19 protein-coding genes and 1 rRNA gene are annotated in these 24,414 nt (G+C 40.9%); 3 read left to right on the top strand and 17 right to left on the bottom strand.

What is annotated here, in order from left to right:
* The 7 genes from D8785_RS05335 to D8785_RS05365 all read right to left on the bottom strand — a co-directional run.
* Positions 1 to 473 (bottom strand): 16S ribosomal RNA (locus tag D8785_RS05335); the annotation flags it as partial.
* A 265-nt stretch (positions 474 to 738) separates the two neighbouring features.
* On the bottom strand, positions 739 to 1,662 hold the full coding sequence (locus tag D8785_RS05340; RefSeq protein ID WP_125374731.1) for an ATP-binding cassette domain-containing protein: 924 nt from the start codon (positions 1,660 to 1,662) through the stop codon (positions 739 to 741).
* Positions 1,663 to 1,671: 9 nt separating this feature from the next.
* Positions 1,672 to 2,739 (bottom strand): ABC transporter ATP-binding protein, encoded by a 1,068-nt coding sequence (locus D8785_RS05345; RefSeq protein ID WP_125374732.1) that lies wholly within the window; start codon positions 2,737 to 2,739, stop codon positions 1,672 to 1,674.
* Between the two features lie 11 nt (positions 2,740 to 2,750).
* A complete protein-coding gene (oppC, locus tag D8785_RS05350; protein ID WP_048692005.1) occupies positions 2,751 to 3,677 on the bottom strand; it encodes an oligopeptide ABC transporter permease OppC in 927 nt (308 codons plus the stop codon).
* Positions 3,677 to 5,176: an ABC transporter permease gene (locus D8785_RS05355; protein WP_125374733.1), complete on the bottom strand. Its 1,500-nt coding sequence runs from the start codon at positions 5,174 to 5,176 to the stop codon at positions 3,677 to 3,679. The genes oppC and D8785_RS05355 overlap by 1 nt, the downstream gene beginning before the upstream one ends.
* Positions 5,177 to 5,240: 64 nt before the next feature.
* Positions 5,241 to 7,226, bottom strand: a complete 1,986-nt coding sequence (locus D8785_RS05360; protein ID WP_125374734.1) for a peptide ABC transporter substrate-binding protein — start codon at positions 7,224 to 7,226, stop codon at positions 5,241 to 5,243.
* A gap of 188 nt (positions 7,227 to 7,414) precedes the next feature.
* Positions 7,415 to 9,379, bottom strand: coding sequence for a peptide ABC transporter substrate-binding protein (locus D8785_RS05365; protein WP_125374735.1), 1,965 nt, complete (start codon positions 9,377 to 9,379; stop codon positions 7,415 to 7,417).
* 174 nt (positions 9,380 to 9,553) lie between these two features.
* Here D8785_RS05365 and pbp3 point away from each other — a divergent pair, with 174 nt between their 5' ends.
* A complete protein-coding gene (pbp3, locus tag D8785_RS05370; protein WP_125374736.1) occupies positions 9,554 to 10,795 on the top strand; it encodes a D-alanyl-D-alanine carboxypeptidase PBP3 in 1,242 nt (413 codons plus the stop codon).
* A 65-nt stretch (positions 10,796 to 10,860) separates the two neighbouring features.
* Here the strand turns inward: pbp3 and D8785_RS05375 are convergent, their stop codons facing one another.
* The 10 genes from D8785_RS05375 to D8785_RS05420 form a co-directional block, all read right to left on the bottom strand.
* Positions 10,861 to 11,433, bottom strand: a complete 573-nt coding sequence (locus D8785_RS05375) for a hypothetical protein (protein ID WP_125374737.1) — start codon at positions 11,431 to 11,433, stop codon at positions 10,861 to 10,863.
* A gap of 19 nt (positions 11,434 to 11,452) precedes the next feature.
* A complete protein-coding gene (gene sufB, locus D8785_RS05380; RefSeq protein WP_023022212.1) occupies positions 11,453 to 12,865 on the bottom strand; it encodes a Fe-S cluster assembly protein SufB in 1,413 nt (470 codons plus the stop codon).
* A gap of 144 nt (positions 12,866 to 13,009) precedes the next feature.
* Positions 13,010 to 13,444 carry a Fe-S cluster assembly sulfur transfer protein SufU gene (sufU, locus tag D8785_RS05385; RefSeq protein ID WP_023022211.1) on the bottom strand — a complete coding sequence of 145 codons (435 nt, stop codon included), beginning with the start codon at positions 13,442 to 13,444 and terminating at the stop codon, positions 13,010 to 13,012.
* A complete protein-coding gene (locus tag D8785_RS05390) occupies positions 13,431 to 14,657 on the bottom strand; it encodes a cysteine desulfurase (RefSeq protein WP_125374738.1) in 1,227 nt (408 codons plus the stop codon). Before D8785_RS05390 ends, sufU begins: the two co-directional genes overlap by 14 nt.
* Positions 14,658 to 14,659: 2 nt before the next feature.
* Positions 14,660 to 15,922, bottom strand: a complete 1,263-nt coding sequence (gene sufD, locus D8785_RS05395; RefSeq protein ID WP_125374739.1) for a Fe-S cluster assembly protein SufD — start codon at positions 15,920 to 15,922, stop codon at positions 14,660 to 14,662.
* A 41-nt stretch (positions 15,923 to 15,963) separates the two neighbouring features.
* On the bottom strand, positions 15,964 to 16,734 hold the full coding sequence (gene sufC, locus D8785_RS05400) for a Fe-S cluster assembly ATPase SufC (RefSeq protein WP_023022208.1): 771 nt from the start codon (positions 16,732 to 16,734) through the stop codon (positions 15,964 to 15,966).
* An 86-nt stretch (positions 16,735 to 16,820) separates the two neighbouring features.
* The gene (locus D8785_RS05405) at positions 16,821 to 17,978 is read right to left on the bottom strand and encodes a glycosyltransferase family 4 protein (protein ID WP_125374740.1); all 1,158 of its coding nucleotides are present in this window, start codon (positions 17,976 to 17,978) and stop codon (positions 16,821 to 16,823) included.
* Entirely contained in the window at positions 17,975 to 18,721 is a 747-nt protein-coding gene (mecA, locus tag D8785_RS05410) for an adaptor protein MecA (RefSeq protein WP_120701239.1), read from the bottom strand. Before mecA ends, D8785_RS05405 begins: the two co-directional genes overlap by 4 nt.
* A 164-nt stretch (positions 18,722 to 18,885) precedes the next feature.
* A complete protein-coding gene (locus D8785_RS05415; RefSeq protein WP_023022205.1) occupies positions 18,886 to 19,722 on the bottom strand; it encodes an undecaprenyl-diphosphate phosphatase in 837 nt (278 codons plus the stop codon).
* Positions 19,723 to 20,031: 309 nt separating this feature from the next.
* On the bottom strand, positions 20,032 to 21,939 hold the full coding sequence (locus D8785_RS05420) for a DUF2207 domain-containing protein (protein ID WP_125374741.1): 1,908 nt from the start codon (positions 21,937 to 21,939) through the stop codon (positions 20,032 to 20,034).
* Between the two features lie 119 nt (positions 21,940 to 22,058).
* Between D8785_RS05420 and D8785_RS05425 the strand changes: the two genes are divergently transcribed.
* Both D8785_RS05425 and D8785_RS05430 read left to right on the top strand, forming a co-directional pair.
* Complete coding sequence (locus D8785_RS05425; protein ID WP_123160851.1) at positions 22,059 to 23,621, top strand: ABC transporter substrate-binding protein/permease; 1,563 nt, start codon at positions 22,059 to 22,061, stop codon at positions 23,619 to 23,621.
* A complete protein-coding gene (locus tag D8785_RS05430; protein ID WP_009732258.1) occupies positions 23,621 to 24,361 on the top strand; it encodes an amino acid ABC transporter ATP-binding protein in 741 nt (246 codons plus the stop codon). The genes D8785_RS05425 and D8785_RS05430 overlap by 1 nt, the downstream gene beginning before the upstream one ends.
* Positions 24,362 to 24,414 lie beyond the last annotated feature (53 nt).

Raw genomic sequence — 24,414 nt, forward strand, 5'->3', positions numbered from 1 at the left:
CCACTCTCACACTCGTTCTTCTCTTACAACAGAGCTTTACGATCCGAAAACCTTCTTCACTCACGCGGCGTTGCTCGGTCAGACTTCCGTCCATTGCCGAAGATTCCCTACTGCTGCCTCCCGTAGGAGTCTGGGCCGTGTCTCAGTCCCAGTGTGGCCGATCACCCTCTCAGGTCGGCTATGTATCGTCGCCTTGGTGAGCCGTTACCTCACCAACTAGCTAATACAACGCAGGTCCATCTGGTAGTGGTGCAATTGCACCTTTCAAGCAAATGTCATGCGACATCCACTGTTATGCGGTATTAGCTATCGTTTCCAATAGTTATCCCCCGCTACCAGGCAGGTTACCTACGCGTTACTCACCCGTTCGCAACTCATCCGCTCGGTGCAAGCACCAAGCTTCAGCGTTCTACTTGCATGTATTAGGCACGCCGCCAGCGTTCATCCTGAGCCAGGATCAAACTCTCATTAAAATAATTGTTTGTCTAAACTCATTCTGTCACTGACAGATTTATTGTTTTTTTATTGTTCAGTTACTATAACTTCCGTTATAGCGCCCTGCACATTGGTTCGTCTTGTTCAGTTTTCAAAGGTCTTTGTCGCTCTCGCGCGACAACTATATTAGTATATCACGACCAATTATTCTTGTCAATATCTTTTTTCTATTTTTTTAAAAAAAGTTTTTCTTTTTTTAAAAAAATAGAAAACGAGAAGCAGGTTCTCCTCGTTTTCTTATGATTACATAAGTTCTTTATACTTTTTCTGTTCTGCTTTATTTGCCCAAACGTAATGCCCTGGTTTGATTTCAACCATTTCTGGTTTGTCAGTTGAATAATCATGCTGATCAGGATCATAAACTTTCAGAACTTTTTTGCGTTCTAGGATTGGATCTGGAATTGGAACTGCAGATAGTAGAGATTGTGTGTAAGGATGAATTGGATTGTTAAACAATTCTTCCGTTTCAGCTACTTCTACAATAACACCTTTGTAAATAACCGCAATACGATCAGAGATAAAACGAACTACTGAAAGATCGTGTGCGATAAAGAGATAGGTCAAGCCCAACTCTTTTTGGAATTTCTTCAGGAGATTCAATACTTGTGCACGAACTGATACGTCTAGGGCAGAAATTGGTTCGTCTGCAATAACAAATTCTGGCTCCATTACCAAGGCACGAGCGATCCCAATCCGCTGGCGTTGTCCACCAGAGAATTCATGGGGATAACGAGTTAAATGCTCTGCTAGGAGACCAACTTCATGCATAATCTCTTTTACTTTACGTACTCGATCTTCTTCATTCTCGAAGAGGTGATAATTGTACAATCCTTCTGAAATAATATAGTCGACTGTTGCACGCTCATTTAAGCTAGCTGCTGGGTCTTGGAAAATCATTTGAATTTTTCGGATTAATTCATTTTCATCCTTGCGAGATTGCTTCCCGTTGATCTTTTTGCCATCATATAAAATGTCTCCTGCACTAGTGTCATTCAAACCAATGATTGCTCGACCAATTGTGGTCTTCCCACTACCAGACTCACCAACGAGGGAAAATGTTTCCCCTTTATTGATGAAGAAATTTGCATTCTTTACAGCTACAAATTTTTTACTTCCTTCACCGAAGGAAATTTCTAGATCTTTAACTTCTATTAATTTTTCTGACATTTCCTTCTCCTAGTCCTTGATTGTAGTGAATCCCATTTTCGCACTAATCTTTTCATGAAGATTATCAATAATTTCTGGTTTATTAACTTTTGGTGCATCTTCATGCAAGAGCCACGTTTTAGCCCAATGTGTATCTGAAACATTGAAAACCGGTGGGTGTTCCTCAAAATCAATTTGCATAGCATAGTCTGAGCGCAAAGCAAAGGCATCACCTTTCACTGGTGAATACAATGATGGAGGAGTCCCTGGGATAGAATATAAATCACCTTTAGAAGTAGACAACTGTGGCAAACTTGAAAGAAGACTCCATGTATAAGGATGTCTTGGATCATAGAAGATTTCTTCTACTTTACCAAATTCTACAATTTCACCAGCATACATTACGGCAACTTTATCTGCAATACTTGCCACTACACCTAAATCATGGGTGATAAAGATTGTTGTAAAGTTATATTCTTTTTGCAATGATTTCAACAAGTCAATAATTTGGGCTTGAATAGTTACGTCTAGGGCCGTTGTAGGCTCGTCACAGATCAAGATATCAGGACGGCAAGCAAGCGCAATAGCAATAACGATCCGTTGGCGCATCCCGCCTGAATATTGGAAAGGATATTCATCAAAGCGACGTTCTGCTTCCGGGATTCCCACCTTTTCCATATAGTCAATAGCCATTTCTCTGGCTTCTTTGGCACTCTTGCCTTGGTGTTTAATAATAACCTCTGTAATTTGTGATCCGATTGTATTAATCGGGTCCAAACTGGTCATTGGGTCTTGGAAGATCGTTGCAATTTTTGCACCACGAATTTCTTCCCAATCTTTGTTTGACTTGAGTTCTGTTAATTCTCGCCCGCGATAATTAATGGTCCCATTGGCAATTCGTCCGTTTTCTTCTAACATCCCAGTAAAAGTTTTTGTCAAAACAGATTTACCAGAACCTGATTCACCAACAAGCGCCATGACCTCTCCTTCAACAAGGTCCAAAGAGACATTGCGAATAGCTGTTAAGACACGATCCCGAACATCAAATTCTACTACGATATCGCGAGCAGATAAGATTACATTTTTATCATTTGTCATACCTACTCCTCCTATCTATGTGTACGTGGATCGCTGGCGTCTGCAAGGTTTTGTCCAACGATATAGAATGACAAGGATACCAAGACTAAGACTGTCAATGGAATCCAGAAAAGATACGCATTGGTTGTTACGTTTTGTGAGTAGTCTGAAATAAGACGTCCTAAACTTGGAACTGTAATCGGCAATCCCAATCCAAAGAAGGAAAGGAAGGCCTCAGTCGAAATAAAGGCTGGCAACAACTGTGTAGTTGTCGTCACAATAACAGAAACCAACTGTGGCAAAATATTTTTCGTCACGATTTTAAGAGTTGGTGTCCCCAAGGTGCGGCTGGCCAAGTTGTATTCCAAATCGCGGTAACGCATAATTTGGACACGGATAGAGTAAGCAATCCCAATCCATCCTGTCACTGTCATCGCCAAAATCAAGTTCCAGAAACCAGCACCGATTGAGTAAGTCAAGACAATAACAATCAACATAAATGGAACGTTTGAAATAACGTTATAAACTTCCATCATGAAGCGGTCGATTGATTTTGACACACCCCAAATCCCACCGATTACTACTCCGATCACAACGTTGATCAAGGTAGCAATAAAGGAGATGATAATCGAATTGCGGGCACCAAACCAAACTCCATCAAACAAGGATTTACCATTGTTATCTGTACCGAAGAAGGCTTTGGCGCTTGGCGGGTTCAAACGAGCAGTGAAGTCATTTACTTTACTTACATCATTGTAGTCAAAGTTTGAAAACATTGGATAAACAAAACTCATCAAGAGAATGCCAACCAAGACTGCTAACATGAAAATAGTTGATTTCTTTTTAAAAAATTGGCGAAATACTGATTTCCAGTAGGAGTACGACGGCGCATCAATTGTTTCAGAGGCAAAGTCATCACGTTCAACAAATTGGAATTTCTTTTTATCGATTGTAGACATTATTTGCCTCCTTTCTTAGTTGTCAATTTGATACGAGGGTCTACCATAACCATGAGAATATCACCGGCCATTGCTCCAAATACAGCAAGAACAGTAAAGATGAAGACAAGACCCACTACCATAGTGTTATTCGATGCCTTGATGGAATCAATCAACATTTTACCCATACCAGGGAAGGCAAAGACTGTTTCTGTCAAGGTTGCCCCTGAAATAACCAAAACCAATTGAACAGGAATCCCTGTAACGATTGGAACCATGGCATTCTTGAAAATATGCTTGCGTGAAATTTCTTTTTCAGAAAGTCCTTTAGCACGTGCAAAACGGACAAAGTCTTGTGAGTGCAAGTCAATCATATAACGGCGAATCCAAACAGCCAAACCTGGAGCGGTCAACAGTCCCAAAATGACAGAAGGAAGAACATACGATCTCCAGTCCTGAGCTCCTAAGACTGGGAAGGAGTCTGGAAGACCGATTGTTGAACCAATCAAGCGGACAATGTAGACCAAGGCAATCGTTGGAAGAGCCATCATCAATGTCAAGACAGCGGTTGAGGCGCTATCAAACCATGTATTCTTCAACAAGGCCATGTAAGATCCCAATGGAATCGCAATCAAATAAGCAATTGCAATCCCGATCAAGCCGATAATAGACGAGCTCACAATCATGGATGGATTTTCATAATTACTCAAAGTTGCTGTATAAGCATCTCCTTTACCAAAGCGGGCGATATCTTGAGCATCTGCCTTGCTTGGTGATTTGTAAGTACGAGAGTAGATATTGATAGAAGATTCTTTTTTCCCTGTTGGGAAGTTTACTTCACTCTTCTTAGTTGTACCTTGTCCTTGGGTAATAACCTGAAGAACTGGTGTATTTGAATAAGTTGGGTAAGATTCACCCAAGTTTAACGATACAAAATTTTGATGAATGAACGGGAATTGACCATTGAAATACAAAAGATATTTATGTTTAGTCCCCGAACCAACTACTGACCAACCAATAGCTGGGTCATTTTCAATGCGAATATAACGTTCAAGTTTTGGATTTGAAGCATCTTTGATGACATTTGGATGGTCAATCTGAATCAGATTACCATAGAATCCAATGACACGTTCAAAAACAGGGACTTCACGAGTAGCGTAAAAACCTTTATTTTCAGGGAAACGTTTCAATACCCAGCCATTTCCAAGGTTAGAAATGTACTTTTTGTAAATCTTCTCGTTTTCTTTAGTAGGCTCTACTGTTACTGATGAGTCTTCCTTACTTGCTTTTTCTTTCAAAGCTTTTGAATCAAGATATTCTATATACCCCATGCGATCATAGACTGTATTTTCATAATTGATTTTAGAGTCTTTTGTTTTCGCAATCTTATTATAGTTAGGGTCGTTTTTGAAAATTAAATTTCTTGGGGTTAGCGTATAAATAATTGTATACGTCAATGTCGTAACCAAAAAGATCGACACCAACGAACGTAAAATACGCATAAATATATATTTTTTCATATTCCGTTCCTTTAATGTTCAAAAGAACTTTCTCCCCTATTAGAGAAAGTTCTGATGAAGGTGATTATTTAACGTGTTTTTCAAGATCTTGCTGAGCCTTCTTGTTTGATTCAGCTTTTTCTTTCAACCATTTTTCACGTTCTTGATCATATTGTTTTTTAGTGACAGGTTCATCTTGAACTTCAACATATTTGAAATAAGTTGATCCTTTGTTACCTGTTTGTGATGAAGGTCCAGAGAATGGAACTACTTTTGAAACAACTGTTCCAGCACCTGAACTTGTCATAGTTGGAATCACTAATGCACTATCTGTTAACCAAGCTTGAGCTGCTGCAAATTTATCGTAACGAGTCACTACATCTTGAGTTTCTTTTTCTGCATCATCAAGCAATTTCGCAAATTCATCTAAACCGACTGCTTTAGCAGAAGCATTATCGACACCACCAGCAAATCCAAGGTAAGTCTTAGTCTGGTCTGGTGAAGATGGTTGCAAGGTGTCAAGGTAAGTAGATGGATCATCGTAGTCTGGATTCCATCCTACAAGCCCTTGAAGATCCCAGTCAGTTTCTGCAGCTGATGGTACGTTCAATGTAATGTTCAAGACTTCATCTTGGTCCATCATTTGAAGGTCCACAACAACGTTTTCTGTACCAAGTGTTTCTTCAACTGATTGTTTGAAGGATTGCATCCGTGACACAAAGTTTGTTGAGTTTTGTGCAACCGGAACATCCAAGTGGATTGGGAATTGAACACCATCTTTTTGGAGTTCAGCTTTTGCTTTTTCAAACTGAGCTTTTGCTTTCTCCTTACTATAAAGGCCGTTTTGACCATCTGCAAGGTTCACGCCACTCCATTGATCTCCATAAGTTTGCAACTTGTCTGCTACTACATCACCAAAGTCTTTACCGTTTACTTGAACAAAGGCAGGTGCAGTGTACATATTCCGAATAGCAGCCTTAGCATAGTCTTTACCATTGACTTGGGCTGAATAATTCTCACGGTTCAAGGCAAAGGTGATGGCTTGACGGAAATTCTTGTTTAAGATAGCTTTCTTAGTAGAAGATTTCTGGTCATCTGACGTCTTAGAAGTATGGTTGTAGGCTTGACGGTCAATGTTGAAACCTAAGACTGCTACACCAGAACCAGGCTGTGTGTTGTAGATATTGTCTTTGTATTTTTTTTCAACAGACGCAAAGTTAGAGCTAGCAGGGAATAGACGAGCTTGGGAATATGAACCATCGCTAAAGCCACGCGCCAATGAATCTTGGTCTGATCCATCATAATAAGAGAATTTGATCTTGTCGATATGAACGTTGTCTTTATCCCAATACTCTTCATTCTTTTCAAAAGTGATTTCTGATTTAGAAGTGATTGATTTCAAAAGGAATGGACCATTGAACAAGATTGATTTAACATTACCTGGTTGACCAAATTCATCACCCTTGCTCTTCAAGAAATCTGTACTAATTGGGAAAAGAACACCATTAGTTGTTTTTGAATTCCAGAAAGTTTCTGGTTGGTTCAAAGTATACTCAAGAGTATAGTCATCCACTGCTTTGACTCCAACCTCAGAGAAATCTGAAATTTTTCCTTCTGAGTAGTCTTTCAATCCTTTGATTGAGTCTTTTACCAATGGAAGAGATTCTGATTTTTTATCCGCCGCATGCTTCAATCCAGTAACGAAGTCATGAGCTGTTACTTCCCCATGCTCTTCACCATCAGCATCATACCATTTAACACCCTTACGGATTTTGTAAGTATAGGTCAAACCATCTTTTGAAACAGACCAGTCTTCAGCAATAGATGGTACAAGGTTTCCGTATTTGTCGTTTTCCAACAAACCATCTACACCGTTTGTTGTAATATCATGTACGGAAGCTTTGGAAGATACGGTGTAATCCAAAGTTGTTGGATCATCTGTATAAACATAGCCATATGTTGTATCTTTTTTTGATGCAGACTTGCTATCTTTTGAGCCAGAACATGCTGCAAGGAAAGTTGCTGCGAGCAATGTTACTCCGGCAAATGCAAAAACTTTACTTTTTTTCATTTTGAGTCTCCATTTTATTGAATTTAGATAGAATTATAGCATAAGTGAGGAAAAAAGTAAACTAAATTTTCTGAATATTTGGCAAGTGAAAGGAGCCACTGAGTGGGGGACTGTCTAAAAAATCAATCCTTTTAGTGGCTCCTTCCTTACATAAACTTATGCACTCTTACTATCCTAGTTATTTTTTTCTATTTCGATTCGATGTGGTTCTTTAATTCTTCTTGAGCTTTTTTATTGGATTCAGCCTTTTCTTTTAACCATTTTTCTTTGCTTGCATCGTAATCCTTTGTCTTGATGACTTCTTCTGAAAGTTCAAGATATTTATAGTTGGTTCCAGTTCCTTTTGTTCCAACCCATGAAGCCGCACGACTATATGGAACAGTCCGTTGCAACATTGGAGTTCCACCATTTGAAACAGTCGGCAAGATCAATGAACTATCTGTTAGCCATGCTTGAGCAGCTGCGTATTTCTCATAGCGTACAGCTTGATCATTCACTTCAGCATTGGCATCTTTTAAGAGTTCTGCATACTTCCCAAAGTCAACTGCTGAAATAGCAGGACTGTTTGAGCCTGCATCCACACCTAGATAGTAGAAAACAGAACCGTTAACAGGACTTAAACTCTCTAAATAAGTAGATGGATCTTGGTAGTCTGGAACCCATCCTCCGCCTGCAAGGTCATAATCTTTCTCAGCAGCAGTATCTGTGAAATAGGTAATATTGTTAAAGTCATCATCAGATAATTTCTGAATATCTACGACAACATTGTCTGCACCGAGAACAGCTTCTACGGATTGTTTAAAGGAGCTAGCTTGTTGTACCTGACTGTTATCCGTTTGACTGACAACGTAATCCAAATGAATTGGGAATTCTACCCCTTCTTTTTGCAGTTGTTCTTTAGCTTTTGCAAACTCAGCCTTGGCTTTTTCTTGATTGTAGAGAGTGGTTTGTGCATCATCTAGATTGACATCTTTCCACTCATCTCCATAGGTCACTAATTGCTTCTCAACAACCTTACCGAACTCTTCGCCATTCACTTGAACAAAAGTCGGTGGAACCAAGGTATTCCGAAGGATTTTGGTCGCTGCATCTGCTCCTGATGTTTGAGCTGCATAGGCTTCACGGTCAAAGGCAAAATTCACAGCTTGACGGAAATCTTTGTTTAAAATTGCTTGTTTTGTGGACGATTTTTGAGCATCTGTCGTTTTAGCTGTATGGTTATACTTCTGACGATCAATGTTGAAGCCTAGGTAGTATGATGTGCCGTATTGAACACCATAAACAATATTATCACCAAATTTCTTTTTCACACTCTTATAAGTGGAGCTGTTTGGCATTACTGTCGCAAATGAATATTGTCCATTCTCAAATTTCTTGATAACAGATTCTGGATCTGACCCGTCATTGTAGGTCAACTTCACATTATCAATATGAACATTCTTTTCATCATAGTATTCTTTATTTTTTACAAGCTCAATTTGAGATTTTGAAGTTAAATTCTTCAAATAATATGGACCGTTATAGAGAATACTACTTGGTTTCAAAGAACCAAAGTCTTTTCCTTGAGATTTTAAGAAAGCTTCGTTAACTGGGAAAAGGACGCCTGATGTCGTCTTAGAATTCCAAAAGCTTTCTGGACGTTCCAAGGTATATTGAACGGTGTAATCATCTAGGGCTTTCACGCCAACCGTCTTAAAATCTGTCGTTTCACCCTTGGCATAGGCATCCAAACCTTTAATGGAGTTTTGGATTAAGAAGAGACCTTCAGATTTTGATTCCACAGCATGTTTGACCCCTGTCACAAAATCGTGAGCTGTTACAGCACCATACTCTTCCCCTTCACTGGTGTACCATTTAGCATCTTTTCGAAGTTTATAGGTATAGACTAAGCCATCTTCTGAAACTGTCCAGTCTTCTGCCAAACTTGGGATTAAATTTCCATATTTATCATTTTCTAACAAACCATCAACAAGGTTACTTGTAATATCAGACGTCGTTGTACGAGTCGATGCTATGTAGTCCAATGTATTTGGATCTGTTGAATAAATATAAGAATAAGTAGATTGATTGCTGCTTCCACCACCGCAGGCTGTCAATAGAAGAGCGCTGGCTAGAGAAACACCGGCCAGTACGAACCGTTTATTTACTTTCATCACTATCTCCTTATGTTAGGTTTTCTACCATTATACACTATTTCTTCCATTTTACCAACTATCTTTCAAATTTGCCTATGACCTTCGAGTCCTAAGAGAGCAAAAATAGGATTAGAGCAGTTGCCTTCTTTTATGATACAATAGTAGAGACAAAAAACAATCGAGGATTCAAACGTGAAAAAAATAATCACTTTACTTCTTTGTCTAATGCTTGCGCTTCTCAGTACTTCTCCTGTAAAAGCGGAGGACCTAGACCTTGGAGCCCAGCATGCTATTGCGATTGATGGGACAACAGGTAAAATACTCTACGAAAAAAATAGCGAAGAGAAAAAAGAGGTTGGTGGAATCAGCAACCTTTTGACCACTTATCTCGTCTATGAAGCCATTCAACAAGGAAAATTATCTTTAAATGACGACGTGGATATTTCGGACAAAGCCTACCAACTAACAGCTGTCGAAGGAATCAGTAACGTCCCCATGGAAGCTCGCAAGTACAAGGTTAAAGACCTGCTCACTGCTCTCCTTGTATCAAACGCCAATAGCGCTGCCATCGCCTTAGCTGAAAAAGTAGCTGGAAGCGAGGAAAAATTCATCATCCTCATGCAAGCAAAACTAAAGAAATGGGGGATTAAAGACGCTACGATTATTAATGCTAGTGGGTTGAATCAAGCTATCATTGATGGTGATGAGGAAAACAAAAAGCAAAACACCGAAAATAAGCTGAGCGCTTATGATGTTGCAGTCATTGCAAAACATCTCTTAGAAGACTACCCTGAAGTTACCAAAATCACCTCCCTTTCCCACGCAGAATTTGCTGGAATTCAATTGGAGAGCAGCAATTATATGCTGGAGAACATGCCCAACTATCGAGCAGGAGTAGATGGTCTAAAAACTGGAAATTCCGAAAAAGGAGGCATTTCATTTGTAGCTTCTACTAATCAAAACGGCATTCGAATAATTACTGTTGTCATTGGTGTCGAAGCAATCGATGAAGATCCCTACGCACGATTTGTTGCAACAGCTAATCTGATGAATTACGTGAGCCAAAATTTTGTTGCAAACTTGATTGTCAGCAAAGGCGAAGCCTACAACAACAGCAAATCAACGGTCCTTGATGGCAAGAAAACCAGCGCTATTGCTGTTGCCAAGGATGACTTCATCGTGATCGAACGGCAAGGAAGCCAAGCAGAACCTAAAATCACCTTCGAAAGCAGCCAACCTTCTTTTAGCGCTCCCTTAAAGAAAGGTACTTCCCTAGGGACCCTCACCTACACCGACCCAGAACCCATCGGGCGAGGGTATATCGAAGGTAAAGCTCCTAGTATGGAAATGGTGAGCGGAGAAACTATCCAAAAAAGTTTCTTCTTAAAGGTATGGTGGAATAAATTTGTTCGTTACGTCAACGAAAAGCTATAAATGCTAATAAACAAAAAAAGAGGTCCCCCTCTTTTTTTGTTTAGTTGAATCGGCCAATAGAACTTCTATCGAACTTCGAAATAAGGAAAAGCAGTGTCGCTGTCTATTGGATGAGTAGGGATTTCTTCTTCAATCACCCCACGCCAACCTGCTACCAATTCTTCAAAAGATAAGCTAGCTTCAGGAGTAGCTGTTGTTAATTTACGACCAAACCAAGCCATGGTTGCCGTTTCTAATTGAAGCATGGCATAGATAATCACAGGAACACTCGCAGCTTCGTAATTTTCATTTACTGCACGGGCTACAGCTGGTGCTTGTGGCAAGAGTTGAAGACGAATTTTTTCCACTAGCGCTGGATCTAATTCTTGCCAAGAAATTAATTTCCCATCGACTTGATAATACAAGTCAAATGTTTCTTGACCTGGCTTAAAATTCACTAGCATGAAGACACGATCAGCTTTATCAGGGCCACCAACGGCCTTCACAGCATTGATCAAGAGATTTTGTTCCATTTGTCTCCAATAACCATCCGCTTCTTCGGCTAGATCGTTTGTAAATGAGGGAACAATTTCCTCTGCAGGAATTTCGCCCTTATTCGCTTTTTCAACATTACCAAATAATTTTTTTAAGAAGCCCATTTACTACTCCTTGCTCCTATTAGCCGACAGATCCTTCCATTTCATAGCTAATCAAGCGGTTAAGCTCAACTGCATATTCCATCGGTAGTTCTTTGGTGAAGGGTTCTACAAATCCCATGACAATCATTTCAGTCGCCTCAGATTCTGACAAACCTCGGCTCATGAGGTAATACAATTGTTCCTCTGAAATTTTTGAGACCTTAGCTTCATGTTCCAATGCAACTTGTGAATTGTGGATTTCATTAAATGGAATGGTGTCAGATGCAGACAAGTCATCCATAATAATGGTATCACACTCGATGTGACTAACCGATTTCGCTGAATCTTTATTGAAGGTCACTTGTCCACGGTAGTCAACCTTTCCTCCACCTTTAGCAATAGATTTCGAAACAATTGAAGAGCTCGTGTGAGGAGCATTGTGGATCATTTTAGCACCTGTATCTTGGTGTTGCCCAGCATTGGCAAAAGCGATCGACAACATGGTCCCACGTGCACCTTCTCCATCTAGGTAAACTGATGGGTATTTCATAGTTGTTTTGGCACCGAGATTCCCATCGATCCATTCAACCGTCGCATCTTTCATCGCCTTGGCCCGTTTCGTTACCAAGTTATAGACGTTATCAGACCAGTTTTGGATAGTTGTATAACGCATATAAGCGCCATCCAAAGCAAAGATTTCGACAATAGCAGCATGCAAGCTGTTGCTTGAATAAGTTGGCGCTGTACATCCTTCTACGTAGTGGACACTTGCTCCTTCATCGACAATAATCAAGGTTCGTTCAAACTGACCTGTATTTTCATTGTTAATTCGGAAGTAAGTCTGCAAAGGAACATCAACCTTTACACCCTTCGGTACATAGATAAAGGTTCCGCCTGACCATACTGCTGAGTTTAATGCTGCTAACTTGTTATCTGTCGGAGGTACCAACTTAGCAAAGTATTGCTTGAACAAGTCTGGATATTCCTTCAAGGCAGAATCTGTATCGGTAAAGATGATTCCTAACTTCTCAAATTCTTCCTTCATATTGTGGTAAACCACTTCAGACTCATACTGAGCTGCTGCTCCGGCCAAGTAAGCACGCTCTGCTTCTGGAATCCCAATCCGTTCAAACGTCTCCTTGATTTTTTCAGGCACTTCATCCCAGCTACGTGCAGGTTTATCAGATGGTTTTTGATAGTAAATCAAATCATCAAAATCGATATCTGACAAGTCTGCCCCCCATGTTTGCATAGGCATTTTTTTAAATGCTTCATAGGACTTCAAACGGAACTCCAGCATCCATTCCGGCTCATTTTTCGCAGCAGATAACTCACGAATAACTGATTCATTCAACCCTTTTCCTGTCGACAAGATCGGGTCTACATCATCGTGAAAGCCAAATTTATATTCACCAAGATCAATTGGTTTTGGTTCTACTCTTTCTTCTGTCATATCTTTCCTTTCATTTTCTTTTTAGCGCTCTTTCCATATGATTCATCTTCTAGTCTGGACCATAAGCATCCAAGTTTTGAGTCAATTAAGTAAGAAGAAAATCGGTTAAAGGGCACACTAGAATTTGCACACTCTTATGCATCATTACGATTGAGAATCAATTGCTTTTTTGAGAGCATTCCAGGCTAGGGTCGAACACTTGATCCGTTGCGGGAATTTAGCAACCCCAGCTAAAAAAGCAGCATCTCCCAACTGGTCTTGACGGGCATCTTCTTTGCCTTGAACCATTTCTGAAAAAATAGTCGCCAACTCTAGCACTTCTTCCTTTGATTTTCCTAGGACAACATCCGTCATCATACTAGCAGAAGCCGTCGAAATCGTACAACCTGAGTTGACAAAGGCAATATCCTTGACCACTCCTTTATCATCAAACTGAACAGACAAACTAATCACATCCCCACAGGTAGGATTGTTCAGGTTGATTTGTTCAACTCCTTCAATCTTTCCATGATGATGGGGATTTTTTGAATGGTCAGCCACTACTGCCATATAGAGGCTATCTAATTTAGAAAGTGCCATTGAAAAACTCCTTTGTTTTTATCAGCGCTTCTACAAGCTTATCGCAGTCTTCTTTTGTATTGTAGAGATAAAAGCTAGCTCGAGCAGTCGCCGGAACCTCCAAATACTGGATTAAAGGTTGAGCACAATGGTGGCCTGCCCGAACGGCAACCCCTTCATAATCCAAGGCAGTCGCAAGATCATGAGGATGCAAATCCCCTAAATTGAAGGAAATCACCCCTGAACGTTTCGCTAAATCTTGGGAGCCATAAATTTTTAAGCCTTCAATCGCTTGAAGTTTGGGAAAGACATAGGCAATCAAGTCTTGCTCGTGACGCTCAATCGCATCCATGCCAATAGCCTCCAAATAATCAATCGCCGCAGCTAAACCAATGGCGCCAGCCATATTGGGAGTCCCTGCTTCGAATTTCCAAGGAAGTTCCTTCCAGGTTGCTGATTGTTCATAGACAAAGTCAATCATTTCTCCACCAAATTCAACAGGTGACATTTGGTTGAGATATTGCTCTTTTCCATACAAGACTCCAATCCCTGTAGGACCAGCCATTTTATGCCCCGAAAAGACAAAGAAGTCTGCATCTAGTTTTTGAACATCTATTTTCATATGAGGGACTGATTGAGCCCCATCCACTACCACAATGGCTCCTTTTTCATGGGCCAATTGAGCGATTTCTTGGACAGGATTTATCACCCCGAGTACATTAGAGGCATGAGCAATGGAAACAAACTTGGTTCGATCTGTCAATTTTTTTCGGAAATCCTCTAGATCCAGACCACCGTCTTTCAAATAGACATACACCAGTTTTGCTCCTGCCTTCCGACAAGCTTCCTGCCAAGGAAGGATGTTGGAATGGTGTTCCATAATGGAAATGAGAACCTCATCCCCCTCTTTTAGGATTTCTTCTGCAAACCGACCAATCCAGTTCAAGCCTGTCGTGGTCCCTCTTGTAAACAAGACCTCTTTAGTTGAGGAAGCGTTTATAAAGCGACGGACAGTTTCTCTTGCTGCTTCGTAGAAAGCGGTCGCCCGTTCGGCCAAGGTATGGACCCCGCGGTGAACATTGGCATTATCCTCTTGATAATATTGATTCATAGCTTCTAAGACAGCTTTTGGTTTTTGTGTCGTCGCTGCATTATCCAAATAGACAAGCGGCTCATCATTCACAATTTGATCTAAAATCGGGAAATCTTTCCGAATCTTTTCGACATCTATCATCTTTATCTCTTCAATAATTTATCTTCAATGGTTTGGATCATTTCTTCACGAACTTCTTTAACTGGAATCTCCACAATCACTGATCCAAGGAAGCCACGAACCACTAGGCGTTCTGCAGTTGCTTGATCCAAGCCACGGCTCATCAAATAATACATATCTTCAGGGTCAACTTGACCGATAGAAGCTGCGTGACCCGCTGTCACATCGTTTTCATCAATCAAAAGAATTGGATTGGCATCAGAACGTGCTTGATCAGAAAGCATTAACACACGGCTTTCTTGTTGGGCATCAGCCCCTTTTGCTCCCTTGATAATGTGGCCAATCCCGTTAAAGGTCAAGGTTGCCTTTTCAAGAATAACACCATGTTGCAGAATATTCCCCACTGAATTGCAACCATAGTTGGTTACACGGGTATCAATCCCTTGCACTTGACGCCCACTAGATAAGGCTACAACCTTAAGGTCTGCATGGCTTCCATTTCCTATCAAGTCACTATCAAAGTCAGCAACGACATTTCCTTCGTTCATAACACCGATCGCCCAGTCAATGCTGGCATCCTTGCCTAGTTTGCCACGGCGGCTAATGTAGGCAGTAACATTCTCCCCGAGGCGATCAATCGCTGCAAACTTCACTTGCGCTCCAGAACGCGCAATCACTTCGACCGTGATATTGGCAGTTGCTTTAGCACTTCCCTCTCCGCGAGATTCTAAGCGTTCGAGGTAGCTAAACTTACTGTTTTTACCAGCGATAATCAGGATGTGCTTGTTAAATGGTACATCGCTATCACTATCTTGGTAGAATACACCCTCGATTGGCTCTGCAATTTCTACATTATCTGGAATATAGAGAACAGCTCCACTATTGAAATAAGCTGTGTGGTAAGCGGCCAACTTGTCGTCATCGTATTTAACGGATGACATAAAAAATTCTTCTACTTGCTCTGGAATTTCTTCCAAGGCTGAGTGAAAATCTGTGAAGACAACACCCTGGTTCGCCAAGTCAACTGGAATTTGTTCAAATACTGTATGAGTCCCATGCTGAACCAATTTTAATTGATTGTCAATCGCAGTGAAGTCCGGTACAGCAGTGAGAGGTTCACTTTCTATGATTGTGCCATCTCCAAGATTCCAACGATGAAATTTCACACGTTCAATCACGGGTAGCTCTAAGTCATCCATTTTATCAAAAGCCTTCTGGCGCAAGTCTTGCAACCATTGAGGCTCTGCATGCATTTCTGAAAAAAGTTTGATATTTTCTTTGGTCATTTACTCCTCCTCAAAGATCCTGTTCAGTTGTTGACACAAGATTAGAGTTCTTCTTTGTAGTCGTAACCTAACTCTTCTGCTAATTTTGCGTATCCTTCACGTTCCAAACGCACAGCAAGTTCAGGACCACCTGAAAGGACCACACGACCTTCCATCATCACGTGAACCACATCAGGAGTAATATAGTTTAAGAGACGTTGGTAGTGGGTAATGATCATGGCACCGAAACCTTCACCACGCATTTCATTGACTCCTTTTGAAACCACTTTAAGGGCGTCAATATCCAAACCAGAGTCAATCTCATCAAGAAGAGCAAACTTCGGCTCCAACATCAACAATTGCAGAATTTCATTGCGTTTCTTCTCACCACCTGAGAAGCCTTCATTCAAATAGCGTTCTGCCATTTCTTCCTTCATATTGAGGAGTTCCATTTTTTCATCCAATTTTGTGATGAAATCACGAACAGAAATTTTTTCGTCCTCTTCTTTTCCAGCATTCATAGCTGCACGAAGGAATTCAGCATTGGTAATTCCTGGAATTTCTGATGGGTATTGCATAGCAAGGAAAAGTCCCATACGAGCACGCTCATCCACTTCCAACTCAAGGATATTTACGCCATCAAATAGAATTTCACCTTTGGTGACTTCATAGTTTGGATTCCCCATAATGGCTGCAGATAGGGTTGATTTCCCTGTTCCGTTAGGACCCATAATGGCTGCGATTTCTCCTGTTCTAAGAGTCAAGTTCACGCCTTTTAAAATTTCCTTACCTTCAATTTCTACATGAAGATCTTTAATCTCTAATACTGACATTTGTATTCCTTTCTGCTATAGAGTTTTGTCTTATCTAGTATAACAAAAAAAAGCCTAAAAGGCTTTTCTCATGTTTAGAATCGTTCTTATTTAATCTTATTTTTTCTATTTTGTCGAACTTCCTCTCGATAGGCAGAATTCCCTATATAGCGTAAACAATTGAGGAGCGGACTATGGTGAGGACCTAGGACTCCAATTAATTCCGCCAAGAGCTCAACCCCTAATACCAAACCGATGACCAGAAGAACGCCACCAATACGAGTAGAGATATTCAACAGCAGAGAGATCATAGCAAAAATCATCGAAATTCCATAGATAACCAAAACGGTTCCGCGATGCGTTAAGCCCAAAGTAAGTAAACGATGGTGCAAGTGATTCCGATCTGGTGCATAAAACTTCTGACCAGAGAGAGTCCGACGGACAATTGCTAAAAAGGTATCCGTAATTGGAACTCCCAAGATAATCATCGGCGTAACAACCGCAACAGCTGTCGCATTCTTAAGACCTTGCAAGGACAAAACAGAGATCATAAAACCAATGAAGAGGGCTCCTGTATCCCCTAAATAAAGAATCGCTGGATGATAATTAAAGGGGAAGAAACCAGCAATGGCCATGACTAAGACAAAAATCGTCATGGTCAAAAAGAGATTGGGCACTGGGAGAAAGAAATGAGAAACAATCCCCATCGTCACCAAGGAAATAATCGAAACTCCACTGACCAGGCCATCCAAACCATCAATTAGGTTGACTGCATTGGTAATAGAAATGATCCAAATGACTGTTAAAATATACGATAACCAAGGATCAAAATGAAGAAATGGTCCCCCGAAAGGTATCTTGAAATCATTTAAGCGAAAATCTGTAAAAAACCAGATTACACTAGCTCCTAGGAAAATCCCCAGCATCTTTAACCGCGGTGATAATTCTTTTATGTCATCGACTAAACCAGTCAGGCCAATAATCCATCCTCCAACGACAACTGGTAGGGTATAGGTCAGATAAGATGTCTTAGCTACATGCCCCTTTGTAATCATCGGCAACAAAATGACGGTTGCAATGGTAAAAGCAAGAATAATAGCTAAACCACCAGCGCTGGGCATGGGTTTATTATTGATCCGACGCGCATTTGGATAGTCTACGGCATCTATTTTAAACGCCAATAACCTCACAAAGGGAGTTAGAATCAAACTGATCAAAAAAGTTGCAATCAGGACCAGGATAAATTGTAACGGAAAAGTAATCATACCAAATTAACCTTTTGAAGTTCGTGAATAGCATCTGAGACGAGCAAGAGATGCCCATGTTCCTGAAGGACAGCTCTAGTAGTATCTGTATCTTCCGCATATTCACGCATGGTTGCCAAAAGCCAACCTGGATAATCCTGCGGACACCCTTCCAAATCGATCAGGATGGTTAAATAGTACATCCCGTCCATTTTATAAAGTTCAGAAGTCTCAACAGCATAATGAACTGTTTTTGTAAACCGAATCACTTCTTCTAACTGAGAAAACTGGAGGATATAATAAATATACCGTGTATCTACTGGATGATTCGATGTATCTTCTTCTGAAAGCTGATTTTCGTCAGCCAATTCCTCAGCTTCTAAATGACGGATCGCATCGCCGTCTCCCTTACTCTTTTCAGAGATGGTTTTTTCCAAGGTTTTGATAAATTCGTCCGGAGACATTTGCGACAATTCTTCCATATCAGGCAAGTCGGAAAAATCTTCAAAATTTAAATGCTGATCAATTTTTGATTTGGTCACAAAAACATCGAGTTTATCTGGTTTAGGGGTCACTCGGAAACTTAACATACCACTGTCTAAGAAACTTTCTGGCATTTCTAATTCATCTAAGATGGTATAGAAAAATTCTTCTGTTTTTTCTTGAGGCACCAAAAAATCGGCCATTTCCATGCCCCGTTCTTCTAAGTCCTCTAATTGAATCGTGATTTTAATGGTTGAATCACTGATTTGCTTCATCTTCATGACTGCACCTCATACTATTAGTCTTTCTATTATACTAAAAAGGGACATATTTTTCAAAACATGACCCCCTCCTTAGATATGAAACAAGACTTAAACAAAAGAGCACTTCCTCCCCCGCAACCATAGCAGTTTTAAGAAAAGGAAGAAGCACTCCAATTTCATTATTAGATAAAGATTTTAATCACTGCGTAGACGAGCAAAATCGCTCCCAGAACAATCCGATATTTCCCAAAGACTGTGAAGTCATGAGTTTTGACATAATCTGTCAAGAAGCGAATCGCTACCATACTAACACCGAAGGCTACCGCCATAGCAACTAAAAGGATTGTTCCCTGGCTGAAGCTTAAAGCATTTCCTCCCAAGACAAACTTAGCGACCTTTAATAGGCTAGCCCCAAACATGGCAGGAATCCCCAGATAAAAGGTGAATTCTGTCACAACTGAGCGACTAACTCCATTGACCAAACCACCTACAATTGTTGCACCTGACCGACTGGTTCCTGGGAAAAGCGACAAGACTTGGAACAACCCAATATAGAGAGCTGTCTTATAAGGCAACTTGTGTAATTCCGTCACTTCTGGCTCCACTTGCTCCCGTTTTTCAAGATAAATAAAGGCCCAACCATAGGTAATCAGCATGATGGCTACAGAAAAAGAGTTATGAAAATGAGCTTCAAACCAATCATCCAATTTAAAGACAAAGAGCAGCGGTAGAGTCGCCACAGCAACCTTGGCCCACAATTGCCAAGTCCGTCTTACCTCTTTTTTCGATTTTCCAGGCTTAAATGGATAAAGCTTGTCGAAGTAAATCACAACGACAGCCATAATGGCACCTAGCTGAATAACGACATTAAACATCTCCATAAAGGCAGGGTTTTGATCCTTAAACTGGATAAAGTCTTGAATCAAAATCAAATGGCCTGTACTTGAGATTGGAAGCCACTCTGTGACTCCTTCAACAATTCCAAAAAGAATCGCTTTTATCAGTTCAATGATAAACATCTTTTTCTCCTAAACTTACATTTGCTATATTATAACACATTTCTAGCCATAGAACCAGATGCGCTTGCAAGGATGCATAGACTAAAAGAGAGTGGGATAGAAATCGGTCATTCGTTCGAATTCGATTTCGTCGTCCCACCTCCGCACAGTTGAGTAGGGCTGTAAAAGCTGATAAAATCAGCGTAGTAGAGCCCACTCAACCACTGCGTCTTGCTCGACAATCCAAAGACAATTGAGAGGCTAGGACTTTTGTCCCAGCCTCCTATGAATTTGTATACACAAGATTGGCTAGACGGCACTTTTGTGACTCTAAAAAGCACCAAAGCCACCGCCTCCACCGCCTCCAGAGAAACCACCCCCAGAACTACCGCCTGAAGATACTGTGAAATGACTAGCGGTTGTAGCGGTCGTTCCATAATTAGATAAGAGACGGCTGGAATGGATTAGATTACTACGAAACGGAGTGTAGACATAGGCATCCATACTTGGGTTCTCTAAGTGGATTTGACGAAGCTTCATCACTTTGCTTACTTGATCTGCAAAACCAAACAGAGTAGCATAGACTAATAAACGATTCCATAAAACCAGCGATTGAATTTCTGCTTCTTCCAAATGAGCGATATCCCGCAACATATTACGGAAACTATCCCAATAATAGCGTTGCTCAGCCCCGATCTCCGTTGGGACCCCATCCCGTTGATAAAGGCTGAACTTCCCTTGGAAGGATGTCGGAAGGATCCACATCACCAACACATATATCACGCAAAAGATAGAGAGCCAGTTTAAGACAAAATAAGCTACTAAACCAGCTACCAAGGCAATGCTCCATGCAGCCCATCCAAAGAAGAGACTTTTACGTCCTGCACTTTCCTCCCCAGACTCTAAGGGACGATAATAAGAAGGAAGGGTAAATGTTTGGATCTTCTGCTGAACAGCTTGAGCGACACGAGAAATCGCTGTATCAATCCGATTTTGCGCTTGTTTTCCTCGCTCGCGAATCTCATCTTGGTCTTTCTTAGAAGCGTATTTATAGAGGGAATCTGAAATTTCATAATCTGAAAACAAGTCATCTGTTCTACAAGTTTTTTGAGAACCGAATGCAAGTCTAAGAAACTCTCGCTCAAATTCATCCAATGTATCTTCATTTTGAATCGTTAAAACTGTATGAGTGTCGTATTGCTCACAGATGATATTTTTTCGATCAATCAAATCAAGTAAGGTAGCTTGCACCAACTGATCAAATTTAAAGGCTCCCCGAGCGTGTTTTTTGGTTGGAGAGATTTCATCTAGCTCTGTAGAATAAACTATTGAAGCCATTAGTAGAGGCGCAACGTTATTTGGAATCTCATACAAGCGACTATTTTTCGGAAAAACCTTGGTAGAAGTAACAGATTGCATGAAGCGATGACGATAATAAATAGCAAGAAGAAGGAAAAGCAGAACAAGGATTGGAAGTAGGACCTTCATAAATAGGCGAATCCAGGTCCGTTTTTGAACAATTCCAGCTTCCGTCCGATGATAGTTGTCCTCCTCCATCAAGCCTGTATCCCTATCTGACTCCCCAAAGGAAGCTACATCCGATTTCAACCAGTAAGCATAAATTTCAACACCTTCTTTGCGCTTTAAATTTTTTAAGCTCGCAATATAGTTGGCACCTTCCTTCTTGATTGATGCATCTGGACCCATATAAGATGTATGAATATTTAATTCTGATTTTGAAACCTCTGAAGCAAATTTAGGGATAACCATCAATTCTACTTCACCGACCCCCTGATCCCCATCACTGATCGGCTTCCAGTTCAATAACAAGATATCCCGATGAACATAGAGCAGGTTTTTTAACTGCCAGGTAACCTTCACCTTGACGGTATCTCCTGCGCTTCCGCCATTGTAAATCTTAACCTGATAACCATCACCTAAATTTTGAACTTCTGGTTCTTGTGACAAGGTTCTGCCTTCTACTTCCACCAGGGGAGGAGTTGCTATTTCAAAACCTTGAGGCATTTTACCCGCCGATCCCAAGGTGACATATTGGCCATTATAGGAAGTTGTAAAATGATAGACCAATTCTTCCTCATAAGTAGCATCGTCCCAAGTTTCCATGATTAAAGTCCCCCGATAAGACTGAATCTCATAGGAAGGACCATCCGCCTTGACAAGACCCGTTACAAATAGACAGGTCATCACTGCAAATAGAACATACAGAATTTTTTTCATTTTCCTATACTCCTTTGGTATATTATAGCATTTTTTTATGAAAAGGCTATCAGGTTTGAAAAGTAGGCCAATTTCCTGTACAATAAGATGATACTATTTATATAGGAAGAGGAGACTACATGAAAAAAACAATTTATGCTCTCTTTACAGGACTACTTTTATGCCTGGGAATGAGCCATATTGTCAAAGCAGACGAATATCTCCGGATCGGGATGGAAGCCGCCTACGCTCCTTTCAACTGGACCCAAGAGGATGATGCAAATGGAGCCGTGAAGATTGATGGCACTAACCAATATGCCAACGGATACGATGTCCAAATCGCCAAAAAGGTTGCTGAGGGACTAGGTAAAAAACCGCTGATCGTAAAAACATCTTGGAACGGACTAATTCCCGCCCTCACCTCTGGTAAAATCGATATGATCATCGCTGGAATGAGTCCTACTGCTGAACGCAAGAAAGAGGTTGCTTTCTCTAATAGCTACTATACCAGTGAGCCGGTCATGCTGGTGCGCAAAGACGGGAACTATGCAAATGCGACTAGTCTAGATGACTTCAAGGATGCAAAGGTCACCTCTCAACAAGGGGTCTACCTCTATTCTCTCATCTCCCAACTCAAGGGCGCCAAACAAGAAACCGCTATGGGGGATTTCGCCCAGATGCGTCAAGCTTTAGAATCTGGCGTTATCGATGCCTATGTTTCTGAGCGGCCTGAAGCCTTGACAGCTGAATCTGCTAATTCAAAATTTAAGATGATCCAATTCAAAAAAGGTTTTGAAGTCGGGGAGGAAGATGCGACCATTGCTATCGGGATGAAAAAAGGCGACAGTCGAATCGACCAAGTCAATGCTACACTAGCTAAAATTTCGGCTGAAGACCAAGTCAAACTCATGGATGATATGATTGAGAAGCAACCCGCTTCCAACGATGCTAGTGATGATGAGCAGACTTTCTTCAGCCAAATGATGAAAATTTTGAAAGATAATGGACCACAGTTCTTACGAGGAACTGGAATGACCCTCTTAATCTCTATGACAGGGACCATTGCTGGTTTGATTATCGGTTTGTTAATCGGTGTTTTCCGAACTGCTCCTACGTCTAAAAACAAGGCTCTAGCTACCTTGCAAAAATTCTTCGGTTGGTTCCTCAATGTCTACATTGAAATCTTCCGTGGTACTCCGATGATCGTTCAATCCATGGTTATTTTCTACGGTTCAGCCCAAGCCTTTAACATTTCCTTGGATCGTACCTGGGCTGCTATCTTTATTGTTTCGATCAACACAGGAGCTTATATGAGTGAGATTGTTCGTGGAGGAATCTTAGCAGTGGATACTGGCCAGTTTGAAGCGGCTACCGCTCTGGGGATGACCCATGGACAAACCATGCGCAAGGTCGTTCTCCCACAGGTCGTTCGGAATATCTTGCCAGCGACAGGGAATGAATTTGTCATCAACATCAAGGATACATCTGTCTTGAATGTTATCTCTGTGGTTGAACTCTACTTTACAGGAAATACGGTTGCAACTCAAAACTACCAATACTTCCCAACCTTTACCATTATTGCGGTAATTTACTTTATCCTGACTTTCACCATCACCCGTATCCTTCGATACATCGAACGTCGCTTAGACTCTGATACCTACACAACTGGTGCCAATCAAATGCAAGTCAAAGAGGTGAAATAATGGCAGAAAAAATACTTGAAATCAAACACTTAAAAAAATCCTACGGTCAAAACGAAGTTTTGAAGGACATCTCTCTTTCTGTTGAGAAGGGCGAAGTTATCTCCATCATTGGGAGCTCTGGTAGCGGGAAATCTACCTTCCTTCGCTCCATTAATCTCTTAGAAACTCCGACTGATGGAGAAATCCTCTACCGGGGACAGAACGTTCTTGATCCTGATTACGATCTCACCCACTATCGGGAAAAATTGGGCATGGTTTTCCAAAGCTTCAATCTATTTGAAAACTTAAATGTCTTGGAAAATACCATTGTGGCACAAACAACCGTTCTCAAGCGTGATCGTGAAACAGCAGAGAAAATTGCTAAAGCGAACTTGGAGAAAGTTGGCATGGGAGAACCTTATTGGGCTGCTCGTCCAAAACAACTCTCAGGCGGCCAAAAGCAACGGGTGGCTATCGCTCGAGCCCTTTCTATGGATCCTGATGCCATTTTGTTTGATGAACCAACCTCAGCTTTGGACCCTGAAATGGTCGGAGAAGTTCTTAAAATTATGCAAGACTTAGCCAAAGAAGGCCTAACCATGATCGTGGTCACCCACGAAATGGAATTTGCCCGAGACGTCTCAAGTCGTGTTATCTTTATGGACAAAGGGGTCATCGCTGAACAAGGTGATCCAAAAGAAATCTTTACCAATCCAAAAGAAGAACGGACCAAAGAATTCTTACAACGTTTCTTAAATTAAAACAAACTCCCTCACTGGAATGATTCCGATGAGGGAGTTTTCGAATACCATTA

Source organism: Streptococcus australis (genome assembly GCF_003943615.1).
Classification (GTDB): domain Bacteria; phylum Bacillota; class Bacilli; order Lactobacillales; family Streptococcaceae; genus Streptococcus; species Streptococcus australis_C.